We start from the raw sequence: 16,914 nt of genomic DNA, 5'->3' as shown, positions 1-16,914 counted from the left end.
GCCGGAAGAAATCCAACAGACCCTGCACGAGCTTATATGATTTTTGCGTAGTCAAGGGAGATCCAGCCAGCGCCGGATTTCAGCTTGCCCCATTTGGTAGCGCCTTCGCCATCAGATTCTGCAATGATGGTGAACACACCAACACCGGTGAACTGGCCGGTTTTGTTGTAGTTGGTGCCGGGACCCTTACGGATGTTCAGATTGGCGATGCCGATGCGGACACGGTAAGGTTCAAAAGAAGCAGTCTCGGTTTTGGTTTCCGCCTTGGCAGCAGAAGGAGCGTAGACCACATTCCCGTCATTGTCGAAAACGGAATAGCCCGTGTTTTCATCGGCCTTTGCTTTGGCATTGGCCAGAACACGGTAAGCACCCAGCTGGGATTTGCTGTCCTTCCATGTTTTACGCACACGGTAATAACCAGAGGTCAGCTTTTCAGGATAGCTGACAGTGTCGCTTTCCGGCTGTGCAGTCTCGATTCCCATAGCAACTTTGACTGCCTGTCGGAAACCGTCCATTGTGTAGCCGGTGTTCAGCTGCTTCCAAAGATGTTCCGGGTCACCATGATTGCTGGCGATACCACGCTTGTAACCCTCCGCATGGCTGATGATCACGCCATCAGCGGTCGGGTCGAGGTTGTATTCCTTGCAGAGAAATGCAAACAAATCCACAGCCGCCTCATAGGTGCGCTTGGCCACAGCCTTTGCAGTTGCCGTATCGGAGCAGGTAAATGTAGCGCCGCCGGTGTACTTGATGCAGGCAGGCTCACACATCTCCACGCCGATGTGGGTGTTGTTGGAGCTGCCGCCACCATGCCAGCCACGATGGTTCCAAGGCAAGGTCTGGTAGACAGTGCCGTCATTGCCATCAATGAAGCCGTGGACGCAGGCACGATCGTAGCTTTCGCTGTTCCAGTTCTTAATGAAAACAGTAGCGTTGGGCTGAGGACAGCCAACGGAGTGGAGCATCAGACCCTTTACGGTGATTTTCTTCCCGGCTTTGTAGCATGGGTTCTTTGTCAAAATCGATTCAACCAACTTCATATTATTTGTCCTCGCTTTCTATATTTTCTGCTCGGTCGTGGAGCTGCTTCAAGATGTCCTTCAATTTTTCCGGGATAGGCAGGCCAAGGTGTGCCGCATTCTCCAGAAGGGATACACCTTCATTGGAAAGGTAAAAGAAAATGACTGCGGTTCTCAAAACGGAACCTGTGCCGACCACTTCCACATCGATGATGTTGGCAATGCCCACAAGGGTGAAAATCAGAACCTTGCGACAGATGCCTTTGAAGCCGACGGAGCTGGATAGGTTCTTGTCCACAATGGCGCACATAACGCCGGTGAGATAGTCCACCACTACAAAGGCAAGCAGTGCGTACAGAAGTCCATCACAGCCTCCTAAGAAATAGCCGAGCCAACCGCCAATGCCAGCAAAGATGAACTGAATAGTTGTCCAGAATTCTTTCATAGTGAAAATCCTCGCTTTCATAAATTTTTGAAAAACAAAATGGCTGCCCAATCGGACAACCATCTGTTGATAAAGTATTTAAGGCCGTTCATCCTCAATATTTGTGATTTTGGCCATGTAATAAACCTGTCTGAGCGTTCTTGGAAACAGCACATCAGGATTGTTGATAATAAGATAGAGCCACGCAGAAGATACAACACTCTCCCAAACATGAAACTCCCACGGAAGTGTACCGTAGGTGGCAGTGGTATATATCACTCCTCCGGAACTGCCGTTGCATTCCTGCAGGCGAATACACTCATCCACATAGAACTTTGCCTCATCCGCGCGTCCTAACATAAGAGCAAGTGCAGCATATCCCAAAGTGCCCTCTGTCCACACAATGTCCGGTGCACCTGCATAATCAGCTGTTCTGTCACTGTAAGGCTTGAAACCTGAAAAAGTGCCATCGGATGAATAGGTCATGTTGTAATAGTCCGTTTCGGAACTCATGACGATTTTCTTATCCGTGGTAAGATAAACCTCGCAGGCTGTATCAAGGCAGGTTTTGGCACAATCCGAATGCACTACAGAAAAAATGAGCATTCCTGCCCAAGTTGTGCAGTCCAATGCCCATGCCTCATCCGGTTTGCCGCTGTTGATGCCTTGATAAAATCTGCCGTTCTCAGCGTCATAGCATTTTAAGAACAACTGGTCACGAACCAGTTCCGCTGACTCTTTGTATTTCTTCTTTTTCAACACAAGGGCGCAACCTTCCAATGCCTGCAGAGAGGAGCATTGATGCTCTACCGAACACCACTCAATCTCAGCATCGGTATAATTGTAATCGTTGTCATACACACCATAGCCGCCTCGGAGCAGACCGTAACGCGGGTCATCCTTGTTGGTTACTTGGCGTGATAACAGCCAACTGCCGCCTTTTTCTAACATTTCAAACCATTCAGAGGTTTTGTCTTTTCCGTCAGTTCTTGTGAGTAAAGCATAACAAATCCCCCAGACAACCCATCCCATTGCTCCGGTACGAACATAATCGTGAAACAACTTCCCGATATAAATGTCATAGGAGAAATTCCAACTTCCGTCTGTATTCTGGTCTAACATCAGTCGGTGTAGCATTTCATCCACGATATCCCAGTCACCTGAAGTGGCAAACACCAATAGTGCAAGACCTACATCATATGCCCATGTACGGGAGTTCAGCATATATCCGTATGCGCCGAGAGCAGTGTTACCTTCTTTACTGAACTGAGGGTCACCATCCGGTATCAGAAACGAGGCCGGGTATCGATACCACGCATCATAACCACTGCCCGTTGCTCCCACTGTGATTTCAGTATTTACATCATGAATGCGAACAATTTTCTTCCCTGTAAAAGACTGCGGAAACGCAATATATCCCATAAGCATCACCTCCCGATGGAACACGAATCAAGCGTTGTTCCTTCATAATCATAGGTAGTCAGCGTAATCTGATTTGCGGTAACATCCATGACCGTATACATTGGTTCTTTCTGCTCTATGACAACCTCATTCCATTCGGCAGAAGGATTATCCGGCACATGGTATTTTGAACCTGTGCAGGTAGGTGCTGTAAAGAACAGTTTACCAGGATAAGTGGTTCGGCTGAGATGATGTTCGTGTCCTGCCAGAACCATACAGATATCCGTCTGATTCACAATAAAATCGGTCAATCCCTCTCGCAGCGTATTCACATTATCTGAAACACCGGACTTGCTTGCAGAATACAAACTATGGTGCATAAGGAGTATCGACCATGTGTATTCATGCTCTGCCAAAGTCTTTGTAATATAGTCCATGTGAAACTGGCAGTTTGTATTATTTGTATCAATAGCAACAAAAAGGACTCCCTTATGCAGAAAGGCGAAATTTCCTCCATCTGCATTTGGAAGTCCATAATGACCGAAGAAATGCTCGTTTTTATCGTGATTTCCTCGTACTGTGGCAATCGGAACGGAATGTCGCTCCGTAAACATATGATACTGTGATGTCCTTGTTAGACCATCTGTGATAGCGTCCACCTGATCACCCATACTGATGATAAGCGTCGGTAACGGGTCAAGAATCGTCTGTACACGATACCAGTTCTCAGCAGAATCTTCCGCAATAATCTGAGGGTCACCTGCAATGAGAAATCTCATATTATCCGGCACTACAAAACTCTTGGTAAGTGTTACACCGTTTTTCCCTTCAATGGTGTAGGAATACTCACCGCCAAGAGGTGCTTCTACCACAGCATGAAAGGTGTAATATCCGTCAACGATATCCTCGCAGGAAACCTGCTGCGAAGTGCCGTTTACAGTTATCGTACAAGCATCTGTAAAATTAGTAATCCAAGTGATGATAAACTTTCCCTCAGAGGTATATGGCTGAACGATGGCATCCCTTATAAACGGCACAGGTTCATCTGGCAGAATAATCGGATTCTCCGGCAAGTCAGCAAGCGTGACAACGCCATCATAATAAATGTCCGTAGTAAACGCATCATACTCAACGTCTGCAAAAATATAGAGCGTTGCCGTGTAATCTGCATACCTCGGTACGGCATTATCTAATATAGTATCGTCAACCAACTGAGGACGCAGGGTATATGTTTCGGCGTATAAAAATCCCTCTTTGGGTGCTGTTTCTCCCTCCGGTACATCAAAGATTTCCTGATTAAACAGTTCCTCGACCATACCGGGGAGATTGTCCACATCTATTACCGTGCCATCCTCGTCAAGCCAATCATAATATTTTAAGGTAAATCCTTTGATACCATTTGAACCGACCTCATTGATAATGACATCCTGTCTGTACCAATAGGTCTGTTTCTTTGTTACCGTTCCGTTTACTCCATAATAATCCGTTTCCTTAAAATAGAGTTCACTGTGCCACGTCCCATCATCGTGAAGGGCGCAGATATTGGAACGATACTGCATATCCGTGTAGGTTGTTATCTCTACACCCATCTTTTTTGCTGCCGTACCGAGGTTTTGATGCTTTCCACTGCAAATACCTACATAGGTTTCATCGTAGAACTGGTCGCAGCAGATATAATTCGGATAATTGACTATAGCATCCTCCGGAATATCAACAGCAGCAAGCACACGGCCTGTATGCGCATCCGTATAATCTTCTTTCAGCACCGGATGAAGGGTATAGTTATTTACATTCATCTGCCTTTTGATAAACTCAATAGCCTTATCAGATGAAATCTTGTATTTCTCATCATTAAAAATACCTGCCATAAATACTCCTTTCCGGTTATTCTTCATCTGTTGGGACGGTACAGTAGAAAACAAGCAGCGTTGATGTAGTAGTATCAACTCCCGAAAGCGTTGCTCCCACATACGAACCAAATTCACTACCACCGCTACGATTAAGCGTGATGACACCTTCACTTCCATCACTCGTATGAATATGAAAGTAGGGTCTGTCATGATAGGCACGGGTAAAATAAAAAGTGCCATTCCCGATCATCTCACCAAATTCTACGGTGTATTTTGCCGTAGTATCGCGGATGTTCTGCACGGCATTGATATATTCATAAAGCGAATTGTTCAAGGTGGGGATGTACGCACCGATTGTGATTCTTACTTCCTTATGGTTAAATGGATTCCAATCCATACCAACAATTCTGCTCTCCGTCTGGATTGCCATAGGTTTGAACGTCACAATCAGTTCATCGCCGAGTTCGAGAGAACCCTTTTTATATAGCGAAATCTCATAGTTCGTAGTCTTATCAGAAACACTGTATGAGAAGCTGATATCCTGAACGGAGGCCTTCTTTACAATATCAATTGGCGTTTCGTTTCCCACATGGCCGCGAATACCAATGGTGTATCCGTAATACTCGATTTCTCCCTTGGCAAGTGCTAAAAGCTGCATAATGGCAGCACGGCGGGTGCATTCCTTGTTAATTCGAAGAGTGACCTCTTCCTCAATATCAACGATACCCACATTGAATGGTGTTCCCATCAAAAGAGTTTCTAAGATGCTCTTTACCGTACCGGATTGTTCAAACGCCGTAACCTTGTACTCATCGTTATTGAGAATATATGTGATGTGTTCTCCCGTAAACTGCGTATAACATATGCCGCCGGAAATGTTTTTCTTAAGTCCTGTAATATAGAACACAAGTCCATCCAATTCCAATCTACTGTTCACATCAACATACCCTTCCGTGGTTCTGGTAAGAAGGCTCACATCAATCGTACATTCGCCACTTAACTTCTGCACGATGCTACAGGAATTTACTGCTCGGTAGCTTTTAATCAAATCACCGGAAGAGTTGTCATCTGCCGGTGCATAGAACTTCAGCACCGGACTTGGTGGTATTTCACGATACAACGGTTTCAAAGTACGATCAGAGTCAATATTTCTATAGGATGAACTCCACCCAAGGAATATCATTCCTTTTATTTTTTCCGGTGTCGGAGGAATGGCATCTCCGCCTTTATCCACATACTGGACAGACAAAAGGTCATCCTCGGCATAATTTAAGAATCGCACTGTGAATCCCGTAACCTCATACACAGGATTGATAGTCAAATCAGATTGCACATTGGTGTAATCAGTATCCCACTCAACAAACGTCTTACCACTGACAACTTCCGGTTCAGGAGGCACTGCATCATATGTCTGCTCGACTGTTTGTGTAGACATAGCTGCAGTGCCATCGTGATTCATGAATATTACCGTGTACAGATTATGGTAGAGGGGTCTGACCGTCTTGTCATTCACAATATTGGTAATATCTCGATTCCACCCGATAAACACCATAGTTTCAAACACTTCCGGTTCCGGTGCATACGGTGTAGCATCGCCGCCCTCCGGCACATCGACAGTGCCGAGGAGGTCATCACCATCATAATTCAAAAATCGAACGGTGTAATATGTCACACCATCAAGAACATAAGACATAGGGACCTCCTTTAAACTGTACCAAGGTTACGAATGGATGCTCGGCCCTGGCTATACTGAATTTGGGAAACGATAGTTGTGATGATTTTTCCATCAATCATCAACGGCTGATTTAAGGTAAAACTTGCTGGGTTATTTGTGAATTCCATTGGCGTATGTTTATCCGCCGTGTATCCGACATCGGCAGAAAAGTCAAAGTCGGTAGGCAGTGCAGTATTCATCTCTGCTGCCAAGCCATGCATAACGCCGTTGATGTCTTCTGCCATGTGCTGTGCAGATTTTACTGCATCTTTACCGCTTGAATCAATGGCACCGGACAATCCCTTTACAAGCATTTCACCGACCCACGCCATTTCATCGGACGGAGAATGGATACCAAAGAAATCACAGATGCCGTCCCAGATGGAAGAGATCCAGCCGGACACCTTATCCCATAACCATGAGGCGAGGGACTGGATACCTTGCCATAAACCACGAACAAGGTTACCACCGACCTCTGCAAGCTGACCGACACCTTGACCGAATGCAGATACAAGACCCGCTATAATCTGTGGAACGGCTTTCACAATTTCCACGATAATAGTAGGCAGATTTTGCACCAATGCAATGAGAAGTTTTACACCTACTTCGATTATCTGCGGAATTGCGCCAATGAAGAAATCCACAAGACCCAAAATAATCGCAGGCAGCTGTTCAATCAGTATCGGGAGTGTTGCAAGCAAGCCTTCTGCAAGTCCCATGATAAGTTGTAGCGCCGCATCTAAAATCATCGGTAAGTTTTCGATAAGGCTCTGAACAATCGTAATCACAGCCTGTACTGCTGCAGGGATAAGTTCCGGAAGAGCCATACCAATACCTTCTACCAAAGACACCACCAACTGCACGGCAGCATCCACCAAAAGAGGAAGGTTATCAATCAGTGCCTGGACAATGGTCATAATAGCACTGACCGCCGCGGGAATCAGCTGTGGCAGCAAGGTTAGAATCGTATTCAGTAATTGCGAAAACAACTCTGTCACCGTTTCAAGCAGTGTAGGTAAAAGGTCTGCAAGGGCATCAAGCAATGCTCCCGTTACCGTAGGCAGAACCTTGACCATGTTTTCAATGACCGGAGTAATGTTGGTAATCACATTTTGGAGTGCATCCACCATGTTTTGGCAAAGCATATCCATATCCGCATTGGCATCACCGAAGCCGACAAGCATATTCTGTAATGCCGCCTGCAACGCATTGATAGAACCGGAAATCGTACCTTCCGCCTCTGCTGCTGTTGCACCCGCAACACCCATACTTTCCTGAATAACATGGATGGCAGATACAACATCAGCATAGGAACTGATGTCGTATTCAATACCGGAAATTGCCTGTGCATCGGCAAGCAGACGTTCCATTTCTGTCTTGGTGCCTCCGTAACCGAGTTTCAAATTGTCCAGCATAGTATAGTTCTGCTTGGCAAATCCCTGGTATGCCGTCTGGATGGTTGCCATATCCGAACCCATCTTATTGGCGTTATCAGACATATCCGTAATGGCCATGTCTGCATATTTTACCGCTGCCTCAGTATCACCACCCAGAGACTGGATAAGTGAAGCAGAGAACGATGTGACCGTTTCCATGTACTCATTGGCAGACATACCTGCCGTCTTATATGCATTGGCAGCGTAGGTCTGGAGTTCTTGCGAGGATTCCTTAAAGAGGGTGTCAACGCCGCCCACCAGCTGTTCGTAATCGGCGTAAGCGGCAATGACCTCTTTGCCGAGGGACACTGCCGCCGCACCAGCCGCCACAGCAACGGCACCCATTGCGGCACCGATGCCTTTTAAGACGCTGCCGAACTTTTCAAATTTGCCGGAGGATTTATCTGCGGCATCACCGGCCTCGTCGATTTCTTCTTCCAGATCATCAGCGCTGTCGGCGGCATCGTCCATTTCACGTTCGGCTTCATCCAAAGCCGTATTGTTGCGGTCCAATTCACGCTCCATGTCATTGAGGGCCGCAGTTGCATTGTTCAGCTGAATCTGCCAATTCTGAGTACGGCGGTCATTTTCACCGAAGGACTCAGCGGCATTGGCAAGGGCTGCACGGAGCGTTTCAATTTTCTGTTTTTGTGCCTCGATTTCCTTATTCAGCACTTGATTCCTTGCAGTCAGTGCCTGTACGGAATTGTCGTTTTTATCAAACTGCGAGGACACCACTTTCATTTCCGAACCGAGGACTTTAAAGGACTGGTTGATTTCGGACAGCGCTTTCTTGAATTCCTTTTCGCCTTCCAGTCCAATCTTGAGACCAAAATTATCCGCCATCAAACCACCTCCTTAGATTCCGTCCGGGATAATGTCGTCGATATACATTTCACGCTTCGGTTTTGCCATGCCGTGATACTGCTTATGGCATTCCCAAAGGTCCAGTAATAAGCCAAACGGCATCAACCACACCTCATCCTGTGACAGATGCAGGTGGGCGATGCCGTAATATAAAAGTCGAGTAAATAACTCTTCGTCACTTACTCGACCACTGCGTTTTTTGAATTGTCCTCGCTGACCACATTGCGCTTGGTTCCCTTATACAGGGCCTCGGTGATAGCCACCTTATAGCCAGCCAGATCCAGAGGAGAAGTCAGAAGCTCGACAATATCCTCTGTCAGCAAATCACGCTGATTTTCCTTGTTCTTCAGATTGTGAATGAGGATGGACTGGTTTGCCATCAAAGTAATGAGCCAGACGATTTCGCCGATGGCCATTTCAAAGTTCTCACTCTTCATGAGCTTTTCACCTAAGTTCTCAAGGCCACCGTAGCGGCCAGCGATTTCCTTGGTAGCTTTGGTAGTGAGGATAAGCTCATATTCCTCACCGCCGACAGTAATCATTGCGCTGCGTTCCTTATCCATCGATTAGCCCTCCTCTGTAGTCGTGATAACAGGTTCATAAACGGAAGAGTACCAGTTTTTAATGGTATCCGCAGAAACGCCGGTGTCACCCTCAGTGACTTCTGCTTTCCAAGGATGCTTGCCGCTGGCATCTGCCTTGTTTCTGGTAAGGACTGTGCCTTCGATGGTAGGAGTGGAGAAGGTAATGCTGTCACCCTTGGTAGCAAGGTTTGTAGCAGGGATACCGAACTTCACACGGTACAGCCAGTAATACTTGTATTTGCCGTTGGACTTCTTTGCTCTGAAGCCGATAGCAACAGGAGTGCCGCCGTCCTCGCCGCCGGAAATCAGCACCTTGTTATCGTCGATGGTAGCGCCCGTAAGAACGGAAGCCGCAGTCGAGCCGATATCGTCGATGCCAAGGGAAAGTGTGCCGGACTTAAACTCCTTCACGATTTCCGCAGCGCCATCATCGGCATAAAGAGTTGCCTCTGCCAGCTCCACAGAGAGTTCTGCCGAGATTGCTTTTGCCAGCTGGACAGGAGTGTCATAGGTTTCTTCGCCAGCTTCATCCTCGACAATGGATGCGTAGTACAATTTATCAAGACCAATCGTAGCCATAATCAATCCTCCAATTCATAGATTTTCGCCACATCAATGGCGTAGTGGTGGTACCCGGTGTCGTTTTCACGCTCGATGTACCTTCGGTCTGTAATGGTAAAATCCGAAGCCAACAGGCTACGGACGATACTGTTTTTAGTTTTTGTGTAGTTGCCCTTTGAAAAGAGCGAGAGCCTTGCCTCCTGAACATCACAGCCGGGAGCATTATCCGCATGGAGGTCGAAGGTGTCCGTCAGTGGTACGATGACCACATACATCTCTGGCGCTGTGCCTTCAAAGACACCTGTTTCCACAGGAATGGAGAGGCCCTCAAGCAGTGTTTTGGTTTCTGATAACACATTCAAAGTTTCTCCACCTCCGATTCAAAGGCTGTTTTCATAGCCTCAACACACTGTTTTTTCGATGCAGATTTGGCAGGTTTCAGAAACGGTTTTGCAGGCTGACCGCTTTTGCCGTATTCGATGATATTGGCAAGCTGGGCATTGCTGCCACCGTCAGATCTCGGTTCGGAAAAGCCGACCTTGATATTGAAGTTGCCGTTTCGGTCCATCTTTACAGAAGTCAGGCCCAGCGAGGACTCCAGTTCACCGGTGGCTCTGGAATCATACTTGGTGCCGCTTCCGATGACTGAGGAGAGGTTGCTTTGCGTTTTTGCCAGCACCACCTCGCCACCTGCCTGCAGCACAGTTTCTGCAATGGAATCGAAGTTACTGCCAAGGCGGGACATGCGCTCCAGAAATTCATCAGGCATTTTTACATCAACTCGTGCCACTGGAAACGACCTCCTTTGCCAGAACCTCAATATACATTCCACGGCCTTTCACATCCTCAACAGAGGTGATTTCAAATCGGCTGTCAGCGCAGATAATCACCATCGCCGTAGTAACGGTCAGTCCGGGAATGACACGGAAACGGAAAAGGTCGGCGGCATCAGTAAATGTGCTGCGGTTGGCCCATTTCTCGTTGCCGTGCCGACCTTCCCTGTAGGCCCTGACCGAAGCGAGGACCACATCCGTTACTGTAGAAAATCCCTCATCATCCAGAACTTTCTGCTTTTCCATGATTTCGATAAAGGTGTTCATTTTGCCAAAGCTCATATCACACCTTCCAATCTCGGTCGAGGCAGAGCAGTAAATTTACGGTGTTCCAGACCTGCTGTCCGGCCTGAACATTATCCGCAAAGAAGCCGCCTGTGGAACCGTCTCTGGATTCATAGAAGTGCGATGCCAGCATAATCACTGCCTGTTCGGTAGTGGCTGGCATCGCATTTTCCGTATAATATCCTGCTGTAATGTGCTGATAGCTTTCCGCATAGGAGACAGCGGCAGTGATGAAGCGCTCGATCAGCGCATCGTCAGCCGAATGCTCCAGAATCAGATTTTCTTTGACCTTAGTCAAAAGTTCGCTCATCACTGCCACCTCCTATCTTAGGCACCCATCTTGAGAACCTGTACGGCTTCAGGAAGGACCAGCTTGCCGTCCACACGTTCCTTGGCCACGAAACCGACCATACCGTTACCGGCATAGAGTTCACGAAGCTCGGCAAAGGAACGAGTGCCGCGGTCACCGATGTTGTAGTAGCTGAAATCACCAAAGGCGATGACAGGCTTACCAGCCTCGATGGTAGGCACGAAAGGAGAAGTCAGCACATCGTAACCGAACAGCTTACCCGGCTCACCGGCCTGATTGGAAGGCTGCCACAGATACTGGCCGTTTTCGTCCTTGAGCTTGCGGATTGCAGCAATGGTCTGGTCGTTCATGATGAACTTGGCGCTCTTACGGTAAGGACGCTTCAGAGCGTAAACCAGATTGATGATTTCATCCGCAGTGATTTCGGTAGCGCTGGCAGCAGTAACTCCGATTTCAGCGCCGCCGGTAGTAGCGAAGATGCCCAGAGGCTTGCCAACACCATCGCCGTTGAGGAAGGCGTCCTCTTCGGCATTGGCCAGAGCCTTACCGAACTGCTTGATGATGTAGTTTTCCAGACCGAAGGCATTGTCGTACAGGAGTTCCTCGGTAACCTTCACAGCAACATGGAGCTTGTGGGCATCCAGATTGATCTGGCTAAAGGTAGCGTCACCGAAGGTGAGTTCGCCGCCTTCCTCAATCCACGCTGCAGCAGGCTTGGCACCGGCGATGTTGATTTTGTGCTGGCCGCTGGTAGTGATAACATTGGCAAGACCACGGAAGATGTTCTCCTCAGTCAACACGTCGATGAGGCGGGAATCGTACTCTTCAGGCACAAGGTAGCCACCGTTCTCATCGATACCCTCGGAAAGGACATCCGTGATAGTGCGGAAGTTGCTGCGGAGCGCCTTGAGCATACCGGCTCTGTAGGCATCGGATGCACGACCGGACTTAGGCTTACCATCGCCGGTATCCTTGCCGCCGTTCATAGGCTTGTGAGTGATAGGAGTGTTCACAGGCTTGTTGAGTTCGGCTTCCATAGCCTCCATAGACTGCATACGCTCGATTTCAGAGGTGTAGTTTTGCACCTTCTGTTCCATTTCGGCATAGGTCTTAGCATCCTCCTCGGAGAGCAGGCCGTCCTTATCACGCTTGGTCTCCACGAAAGCCTTAGCAGCTTCCCATGCCTTGTTACGCTTTTCTCTCAGTTCCAAAATAGTCATAATGAATTACCTCCAATTTTTGATAAGATTGAGCCTATCCATCAGGGAATCGGCTTTGATTTTGGTTTCTGTGGTTGTGGGTTTTGCGTCGATTTTGCACTTGGAAGCAATGCGCTCCATCAGGGAGTTCACCACTTCGGTGCGGGAAAACATCATGCTGACCTGCGGCACAGGGACTTCGTCTGTAATTGCAGAGCGCTGCATGATTTCGTCGGCAAAGCCAAGTTCAATGGCCTTGTTTGCATCCATCCAAGTTTCCGCATCCATCAGGTGGGAGAGCTTGGTACGGGAGAGGCCGGTTTTGATTTCGTATGCGTTTAAGATGGAATCCTTCACGCTGGCCAACATATCAATGGCTTTCTGCATTTCTGCAGAGTTGCCGAAGGCCACGGTCATAGGATTGTGAATCATCAGCATAGAAACCGGAGATACCAGCACCTTGGTACCGGCCATCGCAATAACGGATGCTGCGGAAGCTGCGATACCGTCGATTTTTACGGTCACGCTGCCTTTGTAATCCATCAGCATGTTGTAAATCTGCGCTGCCGCCACGCAGTCGCCGCCGGGAGAGTTGATCCAGACGGTAATGTCACCGGTGCCGGAGTTCAGCTCGTCTTTGAACAGCTGCGGAGTGACATCATCGTCAAACCAGCTTTCCTCGGCGATGGTGCCGTTTAGAAACAGAGTCCTCTCCGTCACCGCCTCCTGCGTCTCCTGATTGGTCACTGTCTGGGTCTTCCAGTTCCAGAATTTCTTCATCCTGCGTTTCCTCCTTTCCTGCGAAAATGCCCGCATCCTTGAGCTTGGTCATGTTGCCGTTGATGAGATATAAATCGCCGCCTTCCTCAGCCGGGATACGGTCCAGATTTTCAAGTTCACGGATGTCGTTTGCGCTCATCCAGCCGTTCTGCCTGCCGATGGCATAACCGTTCATACGGCTCTGGTAATCGCCACGGAGCAGACCGTCCACATTGAACTTGATAAAATAAGCAGCCTTCTCGGAATTGGAAATAAGCGCTCGAATCATCGATTGCTCCCACCTTACGAGCCAAGGCTCCAAGGTGTATTTCACAAATTCCAAAGACTGCTGCTCAATATTAGAAAAGCTCGACTTCTCAAGGTCGCCGACCATGTGAGGCGGGACTCTGAAAATTCGAGCAATTTCATTGATTTGGAATTTCCTCGTTTCGAGGAACTGTGCCTGTTCCGGTGAAATGGAGATAGGCGTGTATTTCATGCCTTCTTCCAGAACAGCCACTTTATTGGCGTTGCCACTGCCGCCGAATGTGTTCTGCCAGCTTTCACGGACACGCTGCGGGTCTTTGATGGTGCCGGGATGTTCCAAGATGCCGCCCGGTGTGGCACCGTTGGCGAAGAACTTCGCACCATATTCCTCGCAGGCGATGGCCATGCCGATAGCATTTTTCGCCATAGCGATAGGACTGTAGCCGACAAGACCGTCAAAGCCGAGGCCCGGAATATGCAGCACATCGGATGGCTGCAAAATGACTGCCGTATCCTTGTTACGGATGGCTTCATCGTTGCCTCGGTAGTAGGTGTAGTAGAGGTGGCCGTTTTCGTCACGGTCAACCACCATACGATTTGGCATCAGCGGATACAGAGCCACAACTTCACCTTTGCCGTTGCGAATAATCTGTGCATAGGCATTTCCCCACAGAAGCAGATGCGTCATAAGGGTTTCCCTAAACACAAAAGAGGTCATTTCCGGGTTTGGCTCATCGTGAAGCAGTACATACAGCGGATGGTCGATGGCTTTTTCCTTGCCGCCGGTATCGGTGTAGCGATAGAGGTGGAGAGGAAGTCCGGCCACAGCCTCTGCCAAGATACGCACACAGGAATACACTGCGGTCATCTGCATGGCAGAACGCTCGGTCACCGCTTTGCCGGAGGTGGTGCCGCCGAACAGAAAACGGTAGGCACTACCGGCAGTGGCATTGCTGGGCTTGTCTCTCGCCTTGAATATTCCAGATAAAATTCCCATAGGAATCACGCTCCCTTCTTAAATGAAAAGTATGCCACGCTCGTCATAGACGCTGGCAGAGTTATTGTTGCCACAGCGGATCGCACGGTCGAGGCCCATGATAGTAGCAACGGCACCGTCGATTTTCTCTGTGGATTTTTCCTTGTCTGCTTTGATGTTACCGGCAGGGTCTGTGCGGACGAAAATGTTGTCCATCATCCAGCGCAGTACCGGGTGACCACCATGAGCGATTTTTTGCTCTAAGGTCAGCTTCATCAGTTCTTTGGTCGGAGGCGACATATCCTTGAAGCCCTGACCGAAAGGCACTACCGTAAATCCCATGCCCTCAAGGTTCTGCACCATTTGCACAGCGCCCCAGCGGTCAAAGGCGATTTCACGGATATTGAATTTTTCGCCCAGTTGCTCGATGAATTTTTCGATGTAGCCATAGTGGACCACATTACCTTCGGTGGTCTGCAGGAAGCCTTGTTTCTCCCAGACATCGTATGGAACATGGTCACGGCGCACTCGAAGCTCCAGCGTATCTTCCGGTATCCAGAAATACGGGAGGACCACATATTTGTCATCCTCGTCCAGTGGCGGGAACACCAATACAAAAGCCGTGATGTCTGTGGTGGACGAAAGGTCCAAGCCACCGTAACATACACGGCCTCGTAGGGATTCTTCAGTTACTTTGAATGCACAGGCATCCCATTTGTCCATTGGCATCCAGCGGACAGCCTGCTTTACCCATTGGTTCAAGCGCAGCTGCCTGAAAGCGTTCTCCTCAGCGGGATTCTGCTGGGCCGATTCACAAGCGGCCTGCACTTTGTCAATGCCCACTGTAATACCGAGAGAGGGATTGGCTTTCTTCCAGACCGCCGGGTCCGTCCAGTCGTCGTTCTCATCAGCGCCATAAATGACAGGATAGAAGGTCGGGTCAATTTTCCTTCCTTCCAGAATATCCTTTGCTTTCTGGTGGGTTTCGTAGCAAATGGAATTGGTGTCGGTACCGGCAGTGGTGATCAGGAAATACAGAGGCTGCATTCGGGCATCACCGGAGCCTTTGGTCATAACATCAAACAGTTTTCTATTTGGCTGCGTGTGCAGCTCATCAAATACAACGCCGTGGATATTGAAACCGTGTTTGCTGTAAGCCTCTGCCGACAGCACCTGATAGAAGCTGTTGGTCGGCTGGTACACGATTCGTTTCTGGGATGCCAGAATTTTGACACGGCGATTCAGCGCAGGACACATACGCACCATATCGGCAGCAACATCAAAAACGATGGTTGCCTGCTGGCGGTCAGCTGCACAGCCATAGACCTCGGCACGTTCTTCGCCGTCACCGCAGGTCAGCAGAAGTGCCACCGCAGCGGCAAGCTCGGACTTGCCCATTTTCTTGGGGATTTCGACATAGGCTGTCGTAAATTGTCGATAACCGTTGGGTTTGATGGTGCCGAAGATGTCTCGGATAATCTGCTCCTGCCAGTCGATAAGCTCAAACGGCTTACCGGCCCATGTGCCTTTGGTGTGGCAAAGGCATTCTATAAAATTGACTGCGTAATCCGCCAGTTCTTTACTGTAGGTGGAGTCCGCAGCCATAAATTTCGTTGGTGTGTAATTTTCCAGTTTTCGCAAGTGCCGCTTCCTCCTTTCAAAAGGGCATAAAAAATACAGCCCGTCGGCTGCACTACGAGAGAAAGAGCTTTGCAGCTCAGTCTCAGGGCTATTTTATTAGCATAGGTTTAGTAATTGTTGCTGTGAATCAGAAGCTCAAGCGCAAGTTCGGTGTCCGGGTCGTTTGGTCTGATGTCCCAGCCTCTATCGTAATTACATACGATTTTGCCGTTCCTCTTGAGCATCAGTTTGCTGATTTTTCCACCGTTGATTCCGTACTGAGATGGCTCTTCAAATACCTTCATCCAGTAGTGGAAGATGCTGTCGTATACTTTCAGGGAACCTTCGTGCCACATACTCTGCACCTCCTTAAACGCTCATCATGCGGATGGCCGGGATTCTGGCTCTCTGGTTGGTTTGCCAGTCGGTGTAGTTGGCGTTGACCTCGGTGATGCCATCCATCTTGAAGCCGTGCTTTTCAAAAGCTGCAAGGGTGGGAATCAGGCTGGAGAAGGTGCTGCTGATGGTAAATTCAGCGATGCCGTTTTCTTTCATGCAGGCGGCGATGGCTTCAATGTCCTCGTCCCAAATGACCTCATTAAAATCAATCAGGTCGTTGCCTGCGTCGAGGCTCTTGCGGTAGGCCCAGAACATGGTGCCGTTAATACCGTATTCCTTCAGGCTTCCGGCCTGCTCTGCAATGGCTCTTTCAAAAAGTTCAATTTTCTTCATGGTGTTGTTCCTCCGTAAAATGTGTTTTCCCTTTCGGTGTACACATATTCGCTCTAAAAGCACATAATAGCAAGTCA

Annotated in this window: 18 protein-coding genes; all 18 read right to left on the bottom strand. The window is 48.6% G+C overall.

What is annotated here, in order from left to right:
• Positions 1–32 precede the first annotated feature (32 nt).
• Positions 33–1,040, bottom strand: a complete 1,008-nt coding sequence (locus tag BN4220_RS16655; RefSeq protein WP_066719073.1) for an N-acetylmuramoyl-L-alanine amidase — start codon at positions 1,038–1,040, stop codon at positions 33–35.
• A gap of 1 nt (position 1,041) precedes the next feature.
• Positions 1,042–1,464, bottom strand: a complete 423-nt coding sequence (locus tag BN4220_RS16650) for a phage holin family protein (protein ID WP_066719069.1) — start codon at positions 1,462–1,464, stop codon at positions 1,042–1,044.
• 78 nt (positions 1,465–1,542) lie between these two features.
• Positions 1,543–2,865, bottom strand: a complete 1,323-nt coding sequence (locus tag BN4220_RS16645; RefSeq protein ID WP_066719065.1) for a hypothetical protein — start codon at positions 2,863–2,865, stop codon at positions 1,543–1,545.
• A 5-nt stretch (positions 2,866–2,870) separates the two neighbouring features.
• Positions 2,871–4,712: a metallophosphoesterase family protein gene (locus tag BN4220_RS20150; RefSeq protein ID WP_066719063.1), complete on the bottom strand. Its 1,842-nt coding sequence runs from the start codon at positions 4,710–4,712 to the stop codon at positions 2,871–2,873.
• A gap of 16 nt (positions 4,713–4,728) precedes the next feature.
• Complete coding sequence (locus BN4220_RS16635) at positions 4,729–6,387, bottom strand: InlB B-repeat-containing protein (RefSeq protein WP_066719060.1); 1,659 nt, start codon at positions 6,385–6,387, stop codon at positions 4,729–4,731.
• Between the two features lie 11 nt (positions 6,388–6,398).
• On the bottom strand, positions 6,399–8,690 hold the full coding sequence (locus BN4220_RS16630; RefSeq protein ID WP_066719059.1) for a phage tail protein: 2,292 nt from the start codon (positions 8,688–8,690) through the stop codon (positions 6,399–6,401).
• Between the two features lie 200 nt (positions 8,691–8,890).
• Positions 8,891–9,274: a hypothetical protein gene (locus BN4220_RS16625; RefSeq protein WP_066719056.1), complete on the bottom strand. Its 384-nt coding sequence runs from the start codon at positions 9,272–9,274 to the stop codon at positions 8,891–8,893.
• Between the two features lie 3 nt (positions 9,275–9,277).
• The gene (locus tag BN4220_RS16620; protein WP_066719053.1) at positions 9,278–9,874 is read right to left on the bottom strand and encodes a major tail protein; all 597 of its coding nucleotides are present in this window, start codon (positions 9,872–9,874) and stop codon (positions 9,278–9,280) included.
• 2 nt (positions 9,875–9,876) lie between these two features.
• Positions 9,877–10,218 carry a hypothetical protein gene (locus tag BN4220_RS16615; protein WP_066719050.1) on the bottom strand — a complete coding sequence of 114 codons (342 nt, stop codon included), beginning with the start codon at positions 10,216–10,218 and terminating at the stop codon, positions 9,877–9,879.
• Positions 10,215–10,646, bottom strand: a complete 432-nt coding sequence (locus BN4220_RS16610; RefSeq protein WP_066719048.1) for an HK97-gp10 family putative phage morphogenesis protein — start codon at positions 10,644–10,646, stop codon at positions 10,215–10,217. Before BN4220_RS16610 ends, BN4220_RS16615 begins: the two co-directional genes overlap by 4 nt.
• Positions 10,633–10,971: a phage head closure protein gene (locus BN4220_RS16605; protein ID WP_066719046.1), complete on the bottom strand. Its 339-nt coding sequence runs from the start codon at positions 10,969–10,971 to the stop codon at positions 10,633–10,635. The genes BN4220_RS16610 and BN4220_RS16605 overlap by 14 nt, the downstream gene beginning before the upstream one ends.
• A gap of 1 nt (position 10,972) precedes the next feature.
• The gene (locus BN4220_RS16600; protein WP_066719043.1) at positions 10,973–11,284 is read right to left on the bottom strand and encodes a head-tail connector protein; all 312 of its coding nucleotides are present in this window, start codon (positions 11,282–11,284) and stop codon (positions 10,973–10,975) included.
• Positions 11,285–11,301: 17 nt separating this feature from the next.
• Positions 11,302–12,504 (bottom strand): phage major capsid protein, encoded by a 1,203-nt coding sequence (locus BN4220_RS16595; protein WP_066719041.1) that lies wholly within the window; start codon positions 12,502–12,504, stop codon positions 11,302–11,304.
• 6 nt (positions 12,505–12,510) lie between these two features.
• On the bottom strand, positions 12,511–13,263 hold the full coding sequence (locus tag BN4220_RS16590; RefSeq protein ID WP_148401758.1) for a head maturation protease, ClpP-related: 753 nt from the start codon (positions 13,261–13,263) through the stop codon (positions 12,511–12,513).
• On the bottom strand, positions 13,148–14,506 hold the full coding sequence (locus BN4220_RS16585) for a phage portal protein (protein WP_066719039.1): 1,359 nt from the start codon (positions 14,504–14,506) through the stop codon (positions 13,148–13,150). Before BN4220_RS16585 ends, BN4220_RS16590 begins: the two co-directional genes overlap by 116 nt.
• An 18-nt stretch (positions 14,507–14,524) precedes the next feature.
• Entirely contained in the window at positions 14,525–16,126 is a 1,602-nt protein-coding gene (locus BN4220_RS16580; RefSeq protein WP_197467951.1) for a terminase large subunit, read from the bottom strand.
• A 107-nt stretch (positions 16,127–16,233) separates the two neighbouring features.
• Complete coding sequence (locus BN4220_RS16575) at positions 16,234–16,461, bottom strand: DUF7678 domain-containing protein (RefSeq protein WP_066719035.1); 228 nt, start codon at positions 16,459–16,461, stop codon at positions 16,234–16,236.
• Between the two features lie 13 nt (positions 16,462–16,474).
• On the bottom strand, positions 16,475–16,837 hold the full coding sequence (locus tag BN4220_RS19935; RefSeq protein ID WP_082812357.1) for a DUF7698 family protein: 363 nt from the start codon (positions 16,835–16,837) through the stop codon (positions 16,475–16,477).
• Positions 16,838–16,914: the final 77 nt, after the last annotated feature.

The organism is Clostridium sp. Marseille-P299 (genome assembly GCF_900078195.1).
Lineage (GTDB): Bacteria > Bacillota > Clostridia > Lachnospirales > Lachnospiraceae > Lachnoclostridium.
Note: the sequence above shows the minus strand (reverse complement) of the source record. Positions and strands in the feature narration are given on the sequence as shown.